Genomic DNA, 13,932 nt, shown 5'->3' with positions numbered 1-13,932 from the left:
CTATCTATGTCTGACGAAACTGAAATCGCGCCCGCTCCGGCCATTCCCGAAAACCGGATCACCCCCAACGTTTCCGGCGCCCTGCCGGAAGCGGAAGTGGAGCGCATCACCTCCGACCTGATCGGCGCGCTCAAGACCGTCTATGACCCGGAAATCCCGGTCGACATCTACGAGCTGGGCCTGATCTACAAGGTCGATCTCGACGACGATCGCAAGCTGACCATCGACATGACGCTGACCGCGCCGGGCTGCCCGGTGGCCGGCGAAATGCCCGGCTGGGTGGAAAACGCCGCCCGTGCCGTGGAAGGCATCCAGGATGTCGAGGTCAACATGGTGTTCGATCCCCCCTGGGACGCTTCACGAATGAGCGAAGAGGCCCAGGTGGCCCTGAACTGGTGGTAATCCGGCGCGTTTCACGCTATATATCGTGAAATGCCGATAGAAAGTTCGCCCATGGCCTTCAAGATCATGTCGTTGACCGATGCCGCCGCCGAGCGCATCACCGAGATCATCGAAGATTCCGACTCACCCGTCGTGGGCCTGCGCGTCGGTATCAAGAATGCCGGCTGCGCCGGGGTGTCCTACACCATGGACTATGTAAGCGAGCCGGTCAGCGGCGACGACCATGTCGAAGACCGGGGCGTCAATGTCTGGGTCGATCCCAAGGCGACCATGTATCTGCTCGGCACGGTGATGGATTTCGAACAGTCCAAGATGGGCTCCAGCTTCACCTTCAAGAATCCCAATCAGACAGGCGCCTGCGGCTGCGGTGAAAGCGTCACCCTCGCGCCGGCGGATTTGAAAGCCATCGCCGAGGCCCGGGCAGGGGCCTAGTTGCGCTAGAGCGCCCCACAAACTCGATGTCACCCCGGCCTTGAGCCGGGGCCCATCTCGAGATCGCGCCACAGCCGCAAGGTCGTTCAGCTTAATTGCCAGCATCTCAGGATGGATCCCGGCTCAAGGCCGGGATGACACCGTGTGCGTGGAGAGATCAAGGCGCTTCCCAGGCTCGATCTGTTCCTGCCCCTATCAGGGGGAGGCTAGGAGGGGGTATCCCCTTCGCAACCAGTTGCATCCGGGACCACGCTGAGGCATCTATCCCGCCATGCTCAGCCCCGTTCCACCCGCCCTCACCATCGTCCCGCCCAACCGCCCGCTTGTCGGCCGCGTTTCCCCACCGGGCAGCAAATCCATCACCAATCGCGCCCTGCTGCTCGCCGCCCTGGCCAACGGCACCAGCCGCCTCACCGGCGCGCTCAAGAGCAAGGACACGACCCTGATGGCCGCCGCCTTGCGGCAGATGGGCGTGGCCGTGGACGAGCCGGACGCCACGAGCTTCACCGTCACCAGCACCGGCCGCCTGCAGCAGCCCTCCGGTCCGCTTTTCCTCGGCAATGCCGGCACCGCCACGCGCTTCCTCACGGCGGCTGTCGCCACCGTCGATGGCGCGGTTATCGTCGATGGCGACGAGGAAATGCGCCTGCGCCCCATCGGCCCGCTGGTCACGGCGCTCCGCTCGCTTGGCATCGACGCCATCTGCCCCACCGGTTGCCCGCCGGTGACCATTCACGGCAATGGCAGCTTCGGCTCCGGCCGCGTCGAGATCGATGCGGGCCTCTCCAGCCAATATGTCTCGGCTTTGCTGATGGCCGCGCCTTTGGGCCATGGCGCCATCACCGTGGCGTTGACGGGCAAGGATATCGGCGCCCGCGGCTATGTCGACCTGACCCTCGCTGCCATGCGCAGCTTCGGTGCCGAGGTGGAACAACTCGATGCCGGCACCTGGCTGGTCCAGCCCACCGGCTACAGTGCCAGTGATTTCCTGATCGAGCCCGACGCCTCGGCCGCCACCTATCTCTGGGGCATCGAGGCGCTCACCGGCGGCAAGATCGACCTCGGCGTCGCCGCCGACGCCTTCACCCAGCCGGACGCCGCCGCACAGGCCGTCATCGCGCAATTCCCGAACATGCCTGCCGTCATCGACGGCAGCCAGATGCAGGATGCCGTGCCGACGCTCGCCGTGCTGGCCGCCTTCAACAACCACCCGGTGCGTTTCACCGGCATCGCCAATCTGCGCGTCAAGGAAACCGACCGCATCCGCGCCGTCGCCAACGAGCTCAACCGCATCCTGCCCGGCCTCGGCACGGAGGAGGGGGATGATCTCGTGGTCGCGTCAGACCCTGACCTGGCCGCGCGCAGCCGCCCGGCCCGCATCGAGACCTACCACGATCACCGCATCGCCATGAGCTTCGCTTTGGCGGGATTGAAGCTGCCCGGCATCACTATTCTGGACCCCGCCTGCACCGGCAAGACTTACCCGGAATATTGGGACATGCTGGCGGGGCTGGGCGTGGAACTGCAGCCGGCCACCTAGGATTCAGCGCGTGTTGGCCACCCCACCCTCACTCCCTCCCCATCAAGGGGAGGGAGGCGCATGGGCGCATTCAGGGGTCCAATGATGGTTTAGTCACCGGACGGGCTTCCCTCCCCCTTGTAGGGAGGGAGTGAGGGTGGGGGTAGGCCACGCGCACTAGAACGCGTCTATCGCCAACGCCTCGACAATCGTCCCGGCCTTCTGCCCCGGATCATGCTCGGGTTGCACGATCAGCATGTCGGCATGCGCCAGCGACGATGTATGCCCGCTGTCGGTCTGCGCTATCGGCAGCAGCGCCGGCCCATCCACCCCATGCACCAGTTGCGCCCGCATGAAATGCCGCCGCGCGCTATTGGGCGGCGTCGGCCCGGCCAGCGGCAGGCGCCATGTGGTGGCGCCCGTATAGCCCAGCCATGCCCGCAGGGCAGGCCGGATGAACACCATGGCCGTCACCATGGCCGAAACTGGATTGCCCGGCAGCCCGAAGATCAGCGTCCTGCCGCGCGTGCCGAACATCAACGGCTTGCCCGGCCGCATGTTGATGCGCCAGAAATCCAGCGCCACGCCCAGTTCGAGCAGGATGTCCTGCACGATATCGTGGTCGCCCACGCTGGCCCCGCCGGTGGTGATGACGATGTCCGGCTCCCCGGCAAACACCGCATCCAGCTTGCCCCGCAACGCCTCGCGGTCATCGCGCGCAATGCCATGGTCGGTCACCTCAACGGCATAGGGCGCCAGCAAAGGATGCAGCCCGAAACTGTTGGACGCCACGATCTCGTCCGGCCCTAATGCGGAGCCCGGCAGCACCAGTTCATCCCCGGTCGCCAGCAGCGCAATGCGCGGCCGCCGCGCCACCGTCAGCACCGCCGCATTGGCCGCCGCCGCCACCGCCAGTTGCATGGGCGCCAGCCGCATCCCGGCCTCGATCAGCACCTGCCCGCGCGCAAAATCATTGCCCAGCGGCCGGATGCTGTGGCCGACCCGGGCAGGGACGGTGAAGGACACGAAATCCCCATCCGTCACCGCCTCTTCCTGCATGATGACCGTATCGGCGCCATCCGGCACCGGCGCCCCGGTAAAGATGCGCACGGCCTCGCCGGCGCCCACCGTCCCGGCAAAGCCGGCCCCCGCCTGCGAGGTCCCCACAACCCGCAGCCTGTGCCCCACGACCACGTCCGCGGCCCGCATGGCATAGCCGTCCATGGCACTGGCATTGAAGGGTGGCTGGTCATGCGTGGCCGATAGTGGCGCCAGCAGCACTCGCCCCGCCGCCTCGGCCAGCGGCACAATCTCCGCCACCGGCTCGGGCACGCGCCGCAATATGGCGGCAATGGCGTCATCCACGGGGAGGAGGCTCATGCGCGCAAAAAGTCGCCGGATTTGCCGCCGGACTTCTCCACCAGCCTGACATCGGTAATGACCATGCCCTTTTCCATGGCCTTGCCCATGTCATAGAGCGTCAGCGCCGCCACCGAAGCCGCCGTCAGCGCCTCCATCTCCACGCCGGTCTGCCCCGTCGTCTCTGCCGTGGCGGTGACATGCAGGCCCGCCCCGCCGCTCAGCGCCTCGATCTCGACCGACACCTTCGTCAGCGCCAACGGGTGGCAGAGTGGAATAAGCTCGGACGTCTTCTTGGCCGCCATGATCCCGGCAATTCGCGCCGTAGCAATGGCATCGCCCTTCTTGCCGCTACCCGACAGCAGGGCCTCCACAGTCGCCGGCTGCGCCAGAATGCTGGCCTCGGCCACCGCCCGCCGACGCGTAACCGCCTTGTCACCGATATCGACCATATGGGCCTCGCCCCGGTCGTTGAGATGCGTCAACCCCTGCGCCATCAGCGCACGGCTTCCGGCGCACCCATCAGCAGCGCCCGCGTGGCTGCCGCGACATCCGCCTGCCGCATCAGGCTTTCCCCCACCAGGAACGTGCCGATGCCGGCCTCCTGGTCGAGCTTGAGCACATGCCCATGGTCGACGATGCCGCTCTCGCTCACCAGCAGCACACCCTCGGGCACACCCCCGGCAAGGCTGATGGACGTGTCCAGCGTCGTCTCGAAGGTCCGCAGGTTGCGGTTGTTGATACCGATGAATTCGGCGCCCAGCGCCAGCGCCCGGTCCAGCTCGAGCTGGTCATGCACCTCCACCAGGGCATCCATCTTCCACTCTTCGGCCGCGTCGAGCAGGTAGCGCGCCACGTCGTCGCCCACGGCAGCGAGAATGATGAGGATGCAGTCCGCGCCCCAGGAACGGGCCTCGGCCACCTGATAGGTCTCGAACAGGAAATCCTTGCGCAAAACCGGCAACTGCGTCGCCGCCCGCGCCTCGATCAGGTAGCTCGGCGAGCCCTGGAAACTCGGCCGGTCGGTCAGCACCGACAGGCAGGCCGCCCCCGCCATTTCATAGCTGCGGGCAATCTCGGCCGGGTTGAAATCGGCCCGGATCAGCCCCTTGGACGGGCTGGCCTTCTTCACTTCCGCGATCAGCGCATAGTGCCCCTTGGCCCGCTTGGCCTTGATAGCCCTCAGGAATCCGCGGGTCGGCGGCTGGTCATGCGCCTGCGCCACCACTTCGGCCCAGGGCCGCATGCTCTTGGCGGCGGAGATTTCCTCGCGCTTGTAAGCCTCGATCTGCTGCAGAATATCGCTCATCAATCTCGTCCGTTCGAAACCGCCACGAGGCGGGCGAGTGTGTCCCTGGCCTTGCCAGTGTCGATGGTGGCGCGGGCCAGCGCAATACCGTCCTCGATCGTGCCGACCTTGTCCGCCACCAGCAGCGCCGCGCCGGCATTGAGCAGCACGGTATCGCGATAGGCGCCCGGCGCCCCATCGAACAGCGCAACGATGGCCGCGGCATTGTCCGCTGGCTCGCCTCCGAGCAATTCGCCCGGGTCGGTCAGGGCAAGGCCCACCTGTTCGGGATGCAGCTCGAAACTGCGCAGGTCGCCATTGGCGATCTGGGCGACGAAATTGGTCCCCGAGGTCGACAATTCGTCCAGTCCTTCGCTGGAATGCACTACCCACGCCTTGACGGCACGATTGGCCAGCAGCGCCGCCGCCACCGGCTCCACCCATTGCTGGGAATAGACGCCCAGCAGATAGCGGCGCACCCCGGCCGGGTTGGATTGCGGCCCCAGCAGGTTGAACAGGGTCCGTACGCCCATTTCGCTGCGGGCCGGGCCGACATGGCGCATGGCCGGGTGATGGCTCGGCGCAAACATGAAGCCGATGCCGGCCTTGGCAATGGTGCCGGCGATCTGCTCCGGCGTCAGGTCGAGCTTCACCCCCAGCGCCTCCAGCGCCTGCGACGAGCCCGAGCGCGATGACAGCGCCTTGTTGCCATGCTTGGCCACCGGCACGCCGGCCGCTGCGACCACCAAGGCGGTCGCTGTCGAGATATTGAGGCTTCCTACGCCATCCCCGCCCGTACCGACGATATCGATGGCATCATCCGGCGCTTCGACCGGGATCATCTGCTCGCGCAGGATGGACACCGCGGCGGCGATTTCGCCCACCGTCTCGCCCTTGATGCGCATCCCCATCAGGAACGCGCCGATCTGGCTCGGCGTGGCCTCGCCAGCCATGATGATGCGCATCACGCCGCGCATTTCCTCACCGGTCAGGTCCTTGTTGTCAGCAATCTTGCTGAGGGCTGCCTTGATATCCATCATGCGGCTCGCTTCTGGTTGAAGTCGCGGGCGAGGTTCAGAAAATTCTGCAGCAGTGCATGGCCATTCTCGCTGGCAATGCTTTCCGGGTGGAACTGCACCCCATGCACCGGCAGGCTCTTATGCTGCATGCCCATGATGAGCCCGTCATCGGTCGTCGCCGTAACTTCCAGCACATCGGGCAATGTGTCCGGTTTGACGATCAGCGAATGATACCGCGTCGCCTCGAAGTCATTGTTGAGCCCGCGAAACAGGCCCTTGCCGCTGTGGTGGATCTTGCTGGTCTTGCCATGCACGAGATGCGGCGCACGGATCACATCGCCCCCCATGGCCTGCCCAATGGCCTGGTGCCCCAGGCACACGCCGAGCATGGGGATTTCCCCCTTGAAGCGGTCGATCAGCGCCAGGCAGATGCCCGCCTCGTTGGGCGTGCAGGGGCCGGGCGACAGCACGATGGCCTCCGGCGCCATGGCGGCAATGTCGTCGAGCGTGATCTTGTCGTTGCGCGCGACGGTGATGTCGGCGCCCAGTTCGCCCAGGAAATGGACGAGATTGTAGGTAAAGCTGTCGTAATTATCGATGACGAGAGTACGGGTCATTTGGCCTGTCCCTGAAATGAAGAGGTTCTGTTGGCGTCGTTCAGAACCAGCTCCGCCATCGAATATTCTCAGTAGCCCTCATGGTGAGCTTGTCGAACCACGAGGGCGTGGCACCATTTGTGTACCCGACCTCGTGGTTCGACAAGCTCACCATGAGGTCTCCGACTGTTCTGCTCATTGCCCGATCCTCGCCTCGCCAGCATAGCGTAGCGCTTCCTCGGCGGCGCTGAAAAGGGCGCGGGCCTTGTTTTCGCATTCGAGCTGTTCCAGCTCCGGCTTGCTGTCGGCCACGATGCCGGCGCCCGACTGCACGTAGAGCTTGCCATCCTTGAGGATGGCCGTGCGCAGCACGATACAGGTATCCATCGTGCCATCGGCGCCGAAATAGCCCACGCAGCCGCCATAGATGCCGCGCTGCGACTTCTCCAGCTCGTCGATGATCTCCATCGCCCGCACTTTGGGCGCGCCGGACACCGTGCCCGCCGGAAACCCAGCCGACAGCGCATCGACAAAGTCATATTTCGGGTCGAGCACGCCCACGACATTCGAGACGATGTGCATGACATGGGAATAATATTCGAGGAAGAACTTGTCGGTGACCTTCACCGTACCGGTCTTGGCCACGCGCCCCACATCATTGCGGCCCAGGTCGAGCAGCATCAGGTGTTCGGCCAGTTCCTTGGGATCAGCCAGCAGTTCCGCAGCAAGTTCCTGGTCCCGCGTCGGCGTGGCGCCGCGCTTGCGCGTCCCGGCGATCGGCCGGATGGTCACTTCCCCGTCCTGCACCCGCACCAGGATTTCCGGGCTCGAGCCGGCCACCGAAAAGTCGCCGAAATCGAGGAAATACATATAGGGGCTGGGATTGGTCCGCCGCAGCGCCCGATAGAGCGCGGTCGGGGGCAGGGTGAAATCCGCCTCGAACCGCTGGCTCAGCACCACCTGGAAAATGTCCCCCGCGGTGATGTAGTCCTTCGCCCTGGCCACCATGGCGAAATACTCGTCTTTCGACGTGTTGCTGGTGACGGCAATGGATTCCAGGTCGGGCAGAGCAGGGGCGGCCGGCATGGCCTGGGTCAGCCGGGCAATGGCATCGTCGATCCGCGCCTCGGCCGCCTCATAGGCCTGCTTGGCGGACACGCCCGCCCGCACATAGACCGGTGCGGTGAAATAGAGCTCGTCCTTGAGCGTATCGAAGATGGCCAGCAGCGACGGCCGCATCAGCATGGCTTCGGGCGTCTGCAGATGGTCCGGATTGCTGTTGGGCAGCTTTTCCATATAGCGGACCATTTCATAGCCCAGGAATCCGTAGACCCCCGCCGATTGCGGCGGCAGCCCCTCGGGCACCTCGATCTTGCTGTCCGCCACGAGATTCCGCAGCGCGTCGAGCGGCAGGTCGGGCAGGGGCTCGAAACTGGTCTCGTCGATCTGCGCGGCGCGGTTGATCGATGCCGTGCCAGCCTCGACCTTCAGCATCACATCCGGCTGGCTGCCGATGATGGAATAGCGGCCGCGCGTCGTCCCGTCCTGCACCGATTCGAGCAGGAACGTGTTCCTGCGTCCCTGGGCCAGCTTCAGATAGGTCCCGACAGGCGTTTCGAGATCCGCCACGATGCGACGCCAGACGATCTGCGATTTTCCAGCATCGTATTGCTCGGAGAAGCGCTGATAGAAGTCGTCGCCCATCGTTATGGTGTCCAGTTTGGGGTGAAGTCCGGCCTGCGGATTACAGGCCGGTATTGAGCTCCAGCACCTGTTGCAGGGCCTGCTGGTTGATGACCATGCGGGCATCGTCCCGCACGGCAGTCACGAAGTCGCCATAGATACCGATACGCGCCTCGTTTTCCAGGCTCGCATTGGCCGCCTCTTCCAACGGGCCTTCGGCCGCGGTCAGGTCGGTCACCGCAAAGACGATGAATTCGCCCGCCTGGCTCACCGCCGAGCCGTGATGGCTGGCATCGCCGGCAAAGGCGGCCGTGGCCACGGCGCTGTCGATCGTCCCGTCTTCCGAGCCGAAGCGCGTAAAGGGCGCGCTGAGCTGCGGGAAGAGATTGTAGGAGGCGGCCACATCAGCGATTGCCTCGCCATTGTCCAGCCGGGTCACCGCGTCCTGCTGCGCCGCCATGATGGCATTGTTGACCCGCTCGGCCATGACAGTCTCGGCCACCTTGTCGCGCACCTCGTCCAGCGTCTGGTCGCGCGCCGGCTCGATGGCATTGAGGTCGAACCATAGATTGCCATTGCCCGCGAGGGGGAGGGCGGCCGTGAGCGCACCCTGTTCGGCCTTGAAGATGGCCTGGGTCACGCGCGACCGGTCTTCGGCGGCAAGGTCGGGGATCACGCTCAGCTCGGCCCCGCCCGAGGTCACGTCGGCCTCATAGAGGTCGAGCCCGAAACGCTGGGCGATTTCGCTCAGCGGCCGGAAGGCGGCGCGCAGTTCCTCGATCTGGTCCTGCACGTCGGCCAGCTCGTTCCGCGCCTCGCTCATGGCCAGCGCATTGGCGACCTGGTCGCGCACTTCGTCCAGCGTGGGAACGCCACCGGCCTCGATGGCCGAGACATGCACCGCGCGCTTGCCGGCCACGCCGTCGATAACGGCAAAACCGCCCTCGGCCAGCCCGAAGGCGGCATTGGCAAGGCCCGCATCATTGATATCGGCCTGCGCCAGCGTGCCCAGATCGGTGGGCGAAAGACCCGCATCGCTCACCAGCGTCTCGAACGGCGTGCCGGCGGCAAGGCCCGCCTCGAAAGCGGTAACCTGATCGGCATTCAGCACCACCTGCTGGATGGTCCGGCGCTCCGCCTTGCTCAGCGTGGTCTTGGTCCGCTCATATTCGGCCGCAATGGCGTCGTCGCCAATGGTCTTGGTCGCGGCAAGGTCCGCCGTCGACAGCCGCAGCATCTGCACATTGCGCGTTTCGACGGTGCGGAACTCGGCCTGGTGCTCGCTCAGATAGGCGGCCAGTTCGCCTTCGGTCGGCTCGGCCACCGTGTCGATATTGGTCTCGCTGAGCGCGAAATATTCGATCGTGCGCTGATCGGCCACATAGCGATTGATCAGGTTCGACGCCGTCGCCGGCAATTGCGTATCGCCGAACAGGCTCAGGATCAGTTGCTGGCGCCGCGCTTCGTCGCTCTTGTCCTCGAAGTATTCCGCCTCGGTCAGCCCGCTCATCTGCAACACCTGGGTGAAGCTCGCGGGATTGAACGCCCCCAGCGCATTCTGGAACGAGGGATCTTCGCGCAGCATTTCGCTCAGCTTGCTCTGCGACACGCCAAGGCCAAAATCGCCTGCAAGCTGGTCGATCGCCGCATCCTGCGCCAGGCTCTGCAGCACCATGGAGGGAATGCCGAGATTCATCGCGTCCTGCGCCGTCGGCACGGAGCCGAGCTGCTGCGCAACCTGGTTCATCTGGCTCTGATAGGCCCGCAGGAACTGGCGCGACGTGATGTCTTCATTGCCCACCTTGGCCACCGTATTGCTGCCCAGGTCGGCAATGACATTGTTGATGCCAAAGCCCGCCAGGCCGACCAGAAGAAAGCCGCCCATGATCTTGCCGGGCCAGGATTTTGCAAAAACACGCAAACTATCGAGCATCTGAGACGTTCCAGTTGGGCAACACCAGGCTTTACCGCAGCAGCGGGAGGGCACTAGTAATCCATTTTGACAGCCGGGGTTAGGGCAAAGCTCGCCACGGTGCAAGAGGCAGCAGGAGCAAAGAGTGACAACGACAATAACGCCGCTGATCGCAGGGAACTGGAAAATGAACGGCCTGCGGGCCTCGCTGGACGAGCTGGCGGCCCTTGCGGAGATGATGACGGCAGGCGAGGCGCCTCGCGCTCTGGTGGTGATTTGCCCGCCTGCGACCATCCTGGCGGCCGTGGCGCGGCAAGGCGCCACCTCGGGTATCCTGGCCGGGGGGCAGGATTGCCACCCGGCGGCTTCCGGCGCCCATACCGGCGATATCGCGGCCGGTATGCTGGCCGATGCCGGCGCCCAATATGTCATCGTCGGCCATTCCGAGCGCCGCGCCGCCCATGGCGAAACTGACGATATCGTGCGCGCCAAGGCGGAAGCGGCCATCGGCGCCGGCCTCAAGCCCATTATCTGCGTCGGCGAAACCGAAGCCGAACGCGACGGCGGCCACGCCGAATCCGTCGTTTCGGACCAGCTCGCCGGCTCTATCCCCGACGCCGCCGGCCAGCACGATGTCATCGTGGCCTATGAGCCGGTCTGGGCCATCGGCACCGGCCGCACCCCAAGCAATGACGACATCGCCCAGATGCATGATGCCATCCGCCGCCAGCTCGTCGCCCGCTTCGGCGACAAGGGGCAGTCCATCCATATTCTCTATGGCGGCTCGCTCAAGCCGCAGAATGCCCGCGAAATCCTCGCCATCGATAACGTCAATGGCGGCCTTGTCGGTGGTGCCAGCCTCTTGGCAAAGGACTTCGCGACCATTATCTCCGCCGTATAGCGACGCAGGTGCTGCGGGCAGGGCGGAAATTCCGCCTCGCCTCTGGCATTTGCGGCGGTAGGCGTGTATGACGCCGCATCTTTAGCTTAGACCGAATAGACTGAGACCCGATGGCGAACGTCCTGATTGTGGCCTATTTGCTGATCGTCCTGGCGCTGATTGCAGTAATCCTGCTGCAGCGCTCCGAGGGCGGCGCGCTGGGCATTGGCGGTGGTGGCGGCGGCTTCATGACCGCGCGCGGCTCGGCCAACCTGCTCACCCGCACCACGGCGATTCTGGCAACCCTGTTCTTCGCCACGGCGATTGGCCTGACGGTTCTGTCCGAACTCGATCGCGGCACGTCGGGCATTCTCGAAGGCGCCGCCACCACCGAGGACGGCACCGCGCCGACCAACGTGCTCGACGCGCTCAATGCCCTCCAGCCCGAAACATCCGACCTGCCGGTTCCTCCCACGGAAACCGCGCCGGCCGCCGAGGCGCCCGCGGCCGACGCCGCGACCCCCGATGCGGCCAGCGACCTGCCGGTGCCCGACGCTCCGGCGGAAACGCCGAGCAGCGAACCGGCCGCGCCGGCGACCAACTGACCGCCGCAAGGCGAACCGAAAGAGGGGGATGGAAACATCCCCTTCTTCTTTGTGTAGAGCGGGTTGCGCGCTCTACGAATCGACGCTGATGTGATTAAGGTGAACGCCCATGGCTCGGTACGTATTCATCACCGGAGGCGTGGTCTCCTCATTGGGTAAAGGTCTTGCATCGGCGGCGCTCGGCGCGGTCCTGCAAGCGCGCGGCTACAAGGTCCGCCTGAGGAAGCTCGACCCCTATCTCAACATCGATCCGGGCACGATGTCGCCCACCCAGCATGGCGAAGTCTTCGTCACCGATGACGGCGCCGAAACCGACCTCGACCTGGGTCATTACGAGCGCTTCACCGGCCGCGCTGCCACCAAGGCCGACAACATCACCACCGGCCGCATCTATTCCGACATTCTCGCCAAGGAACGGCGCGGCGAATATCTCGGCGCCACCGTGCAGGTCATTCCGCACGTCACCGACGCCATCAAGAATTTCGTCATCGAAGGCAATGACGACTTCGATTTCGTGCTGGTCGAAATCGGCGGCACCGTCGGCGATATCGAAGGCCTGCCCTTCTTCGAGGCCATCCGCCAGCTCGGCAACGACCTGCCGCGCAACCACGCCTGCTACCTGCATCTCACGCTGATGCCCTACATTCCCTCGGCCGGCGAGCTCAAGACCAAGCCGACCCAGCACTCGGTCAAGGAACTGCGTTCCATCGGCATCGCCCCCGACGTGCTGCTGGTGCGCTGCGACCGCCCCATTCCCGATGGCGAAAAGAAGAAGCTGAGCCTGTTCTGCAACGTTCGCGAAAGCGCCGTCATCCAGGGTCTCGACGTCGGCTCGATCTACGACGTGCCGCTGGCCTATCACAAGGAAGGCCTCGACCGCGAAATCCTCGCCGCCTTCGGCATCACCGACGCGCCCGAGCCCGACCTCAGCGCCTGGGACGACGTGTCCAGCCGCCTGCACAATCCCGAGGGCGAGGTCAACATCGCCATCGTCGGCAAATATACCGGCCTCAAGGACGCCTATAAATCGCTCTCCGAAGCCCTGACCCATGGCGGCATCGCCAACAAGGTCAAGGTCAACCTGCAATGGATCGACAGCGAGGTCTTCGAGCGCGATGACCCCGCGCCCTATCTCGAACATGTCCACGGCATCCTGGTGCCCGGCGGCTTCGGCGAGCGCGGCTCGGCCGGCAAGATTGAGGCGGCCCGCTTCGCCCGCGTCAAGGACGTGCCCTATTTCGGCATCTGCTTCGGCATGCAGATGGCCTGCGTCGAGGCCGCCCGTAACACGGCCGGCATCAAACAGGCCTCCTCCACCGAATTCGGCCCCACCAAGGAGCCGATCGTGGGCATGATGACCGAGTGGACCAAGGGCAACGAGAAGGAGCAGCGCGCGGCCGAAGGCGATCTCGGCGGCACCATGCGGCTCGGCGCCTATCCGGCCCAACTCACTCGCGGCTCCCGCGTCGCCGACATCTACGGCTCCACCCGCATCTCCGAACGCCATCGTCACCGCTATGAGGTGAACATGGACTACCGCAAGGTGCTGGAAAAGAATGGCCTGCTGTTCTCAGGCGTCTCGCCCGACGGCAAGCTGCCCGAAATCGTCGAGCGCACCGACCATCCCTGGTTCATCGGCGTGCAGTTCCACCCCGAGCTGAAGTCCAAGCCCTTCGAACCGCATCCGCTCTTCGCCAGCTTCATCGCCGCGGCGATGGATCAGAGCCGGCTGGTCTAGGACGGCAGCCCGGCGCGTCGCGCCCACTACCAACCACCACGGCGCCCCCCGGAAACAGGGGTAGGCCGGCCCATTCCGCTCCGCCATTCTCCTCGCCAAAGAGGAGACATCCATGATCCGCACGATCTTCGCCGCCACCCTGCTGGCGGTGACCGCAATGCCCGCCAGCGCCCAGGTGCTGGGCGATTTCGACTGCTATTCGGACCTCGATGGCCCCTATACGCCCGCCGGCCTGCTGCGCATCGAGGATCCCACCAGCTTCAGCTTCCTCGACCTGACCACAGCACGCCCAGGCAAATCATTTCCGATGGAAATGTTCCCCGACGACACCGTCAATTTTGACGACGCCTTCGCCGACCAGATCTCGCCGGGCGCCATCATGATCGACGCGCAGATGGTCGAGGACGACTATTCCTACTACGCCCGCATCCTGACCAGGAAGGGCAGGGAGGTCTCGGTTTCCTGCCCCTTCATCTACTGAGGCCGTCCCGTGCTATAA

The 13,932-nt window shown here is 65.0% G+C and carries 14 protein-coding genes; 7 read left to right on the top strand and 7 right to left on the bottom strand.

Going from position 1 to position 13,932, the window contains the following annotated elements; genetic code table 11:
- Window positions 1–6: 6 nt before the first annotated feature.
- The 3 genes from NVV79_RS15370 to aroA all read left to right on the top strand — a co-directional run bounded on the left by NVV79_RS15370 (window position 7) and on the right by aroA (window position 2,374).
- Window positions 7–402, top strand: coding sequence for an SUF system Fe-S cluster assembly protein (locus tag NVV79_RS15370; protein ID WP_303991257.1), 396 nt, complete (start codon window positions 7–9; stop codon window positions 400–402).
- A gap of 51 nt (window positions 403–453) precedes the next feature.
- Window positions 454–834 (top strand): iron-sulfur cluster assembly accessory protein, encoded by a 381-nt coding sequence (locus NVV79_RS15365; protein ID WP_303991256.1) that lies wholly within the window; start codon window positions 454–456, stop codon window positions 832–834.
- Between the two features lie 271 nt (window positions 835–1,105).
- Window positions 1,106–2,374 carry a 3-phosphoshikimate 1-carboxyvinyltransferase gene (gene aroA / locus NVV79_RS15360; protein WP_303991255.1) on the top strand — a complete coding sequence of 423 codons (1,269 nt, stop codon included), beginning with the start codon at window positions 1,106–1,108 and terminating at the stop codon, window positions 2,372–2,374.
- A gap of 156 nt (window positions 2,375–2,530) precedes the next feature.
- Here aroA and glp read toward each other — a convergent pair whose 3' ends face one another.
- From glp to NVV79_RS15325, 7 genes are all read right to left on the bottom strand, one after another.
- Window positions 2,531–3,733: a gephyrin-like molybdotransferase Glp gene (gene glp, locus NVV79_RS15355; RefSeq protein ID WP_303991254.1), complete on the bottom strand. Its 1,203-nt coding sequence runs from the start codon at window positions 3,731–3,733 to the stop codon at window positions 2,531–2,533.
- Window positions 3,730–4,209, bottom strand: coding sequence for a cyclic pyranopterin monophosphate synthase MoaC (gene moaC, locus NVV79_RS15350; RefSeq protein WP_303991253.1), 480 nt, complete (start codon window positions 4,207–4,209; stop codon window positions 3,730–3,732). The genes glp and moaC overlap by 4 nt, the downstream gene beginning before the upstream one ends.
- Window positions 4,209–5,021, bottom strand: a complete 813-nt coding sequence (gene trpC, locus NVV79_RS15345; RefSeq protein WP_303991252.1) for an indole-3-glycerol phosphate synthase TrpC — start codon at window positions 5,019–5,021, stop codon at window positions 4,209–4,211. The genes moaC and trpC overlap by 1 nt, the downstream gene beginning before the upstream one ends.
- On the bottom strand, window positions 5,021–6,040 hold the full coding sequence (trpD, locus tag NVV79_RS15340) for an anthranilate phosphoribosyltransferase (protein WP_303991251.1): 1,020 nt from the start codon (window positions 6,038–6,040) through the stop codon (window positions 5,021–5,023). Before trpD ends, trpC begins: the two co-directional genes overlap by 1 nt.
- Entirely contained in the window at window positions 6,037–6,636 is a 600-nt protein-coding gene (locus tag NVV79_RS15335) for an aminodeoxychorismate/anthranilate synthase component II (protein ID WP_303991250.1), read from the bottom strand. The genes trpD and NVV79_RS15335 overlap by 4 nt, the downstream gene beginning before the upstream one ends.
- Window positions 6,637–6,810: 174 nt before the next feature.
- Entirely contained in the window at window positions 6,811–8,319 is a 1,509-nt protein-coding gene (trpE, locus tag NVV79_RS15330) for an anthranilate synthase component I (protein ID WP_303991249.1), read from the bottom strand.
- A gap of 40 nt (window positions 8,320–8,359) precedes the next feature.
- Window positions 8,360–10,231 (bottom strand): peptidylprolyl isomerase, encoded by a 1,872-nt coding sequence (locus tag NVV79_RS15325; RefSeq protein WP_303991248.1) that lies wholly within the window; start codon window positions 10,229–10,231, stop codon window positions 8,360–8,362.
- Between the two features lie 124 nt (window positions 10,232–10,355).
- On the opposite strand from NVV79_RS15325, the gene tpiA reads away from it, so the two are divergent.
- From tpiA to NVV79_RS15305, 4 genes are all read left to right on the top strand, one after another.
- The gene (gene tpiA / locus NVV79_RS15320; RefSeq protein ID WP_303991247.1) at window positions 10,356–11,111 is read left to right on the top strand and encodes a triose-phosphate isomerase; all 756 of its coding nucleotides are present in this window, start codon (window positions 10,356–10,358) and stop codon (window positions 11,109–11,111) included.
- Window positions 11,112–11,221: 110 nt separating this feature from the next.
- The gene (secG, locus tag NVV79_RS15315) at window positions 11,222–11,695 is read left to right on the top strand and encodes a preprotein translocase subunit SecG (RefSeq protein ID WP_303991246.1); all 474 of its coding nucleotides are present in this window, start codon (window positions 11,222–11,224) and stop codon (window positions 11,693–11,695) included.
- Between the two features lie 109 nt (window positions 11,696–11,804).
- A complete protein-coding gene (locus NVV79_RS15310) occupies window positions 11,805–13,433 on the top strand; it encodes a CTP synthase (protein ID WP_303991245.1) in 1,629 nt (542 codons plus the stop codon).
- A 112-nt stretch (window positions 13,434–13,545) separates the two neighbouring features.
- Window positions 13,546–13,914 (top strand): hypothetical protein, encoded by a 369-nt coding sequence (locus NVV79_RS15305; RefSeq protein WP_303991244.1) that lies wholly within the window; start codon window positions 13,546–13,548, stop codon window positions 13,912–13,914.
- The last annotated feature ends 18 nt before the right edge of the window (window positions 13,915–13,932 follow it).

Origin of the sequence: Devosia ginsengisoli, from assembly GCF_024707105.1 — a bacterium.
Lineage (GTDB): Bacteria > Pseudomonadota > Alphaproteobacteria > Rhizobiales > Devosiaceae > Devosia > Devosia ginsengisoli_A.
The sequence above is the reverse complement of the archived record's forward strand: the minus strand, read 5'-3'. Positions and strand labels throughout refer to the sequence as shown.

What these genes read in the sequence shown, in the direction of transcription:
- NVV79_RS15370 (WP_303991257.1), top strand. Translation starts at nt 7, where the DNA reads ATGTCTGACGAAACTGAAATCGCGCCCGCTCCGGCCATTCCCGAAAAC.
- NVV79_RS15365 (WP_303991256.1), top strand. Translation starts at nt 454, where the DNA reads ATGGCCTTCAAGATCATGTCGTTGACCGATGCCGCCGCCGAGCGCATC.
- aroA (WP_303991255.1), top strand. Translation starts at nt 1,106, where the DNA reads ATGCTCAGCCCCGTTCCACCCGCCCTCACCATCGTCCCGCCCAACCGC.
- glp (WP_303991254.1), bottom strand. Translation starts at nt 3,733, where the DNA reads ATGAGCCTCCTCCCCGTGGATGACGCCATTGCCGCCATATTGCGGCGC.
- moaC (WP_303991253.1), bottom strand. Translation starts at nt 4,209, where the DNA reads ATGGCGCAGGGGTTGACGCATCTCAACGACCGGGGCGAGGCCCATATG.
- trpC (WP_303991252.1), bottom strand. Translation starts at nt 5,021, where the DNA reads ATGAGCGATATTCTGCAGCAGATCGAGGCTTACAAGCGCGAGGAAATC.
- trpD (WP_303991251.1), bottom strand. Translation starts at nt 6,040, where the DNA reads ATGATGGATATCAAGGCAGCCCTCAGCAAGATTGCTGACAACAAGGAC.
- NVV79_RS15335 (WP_303991250.1), bottom strand. Translation starts at nt 6,636, where the DNA reads ATGACCCGTACTCTCGTCATCGATAATTACGACAGCTTTACCTACAAT.
- trpE (WP_303991249.1), bottom strand. Translation starts at nt 8,319, where the DNA reads ATGGGCGACGACTTCTATCAGCGCTTCTCCGAGCAATACGATGCTGGA.
- NVV79_RS15325 (WP_303991248.1), bottom strand. Translation starts at nt 10,231, where the DNA reads ATGCTCGATAGTTTGCGTGTTTTTGCAAAATCCTGGCCCGGCAAGATC.
- secG (WP_303991246.1), top strand. Translation starts at nt 11,222, where the DNA reads ATGGCGAACGTCCTGATTGTGGCCTATTTGCTGATCGTCCTGGCGCTG.
- NVV79_RS15310 (WP_303991245.1), top strand. Translation starts at nt 11,805, where the DNA reads ATGGCTCGGTACGTATTCATCACCGGAGGCGTGGTCTCCTCATTGGGT.
- NVV79_RS15305 (WP_303991244.1), top strand. Translation starts at nt 13,546, where the DNA reads ATGATCCGCACGATCTTCGCCGCCACCCTGCTGGCGGTGACCGCAATG.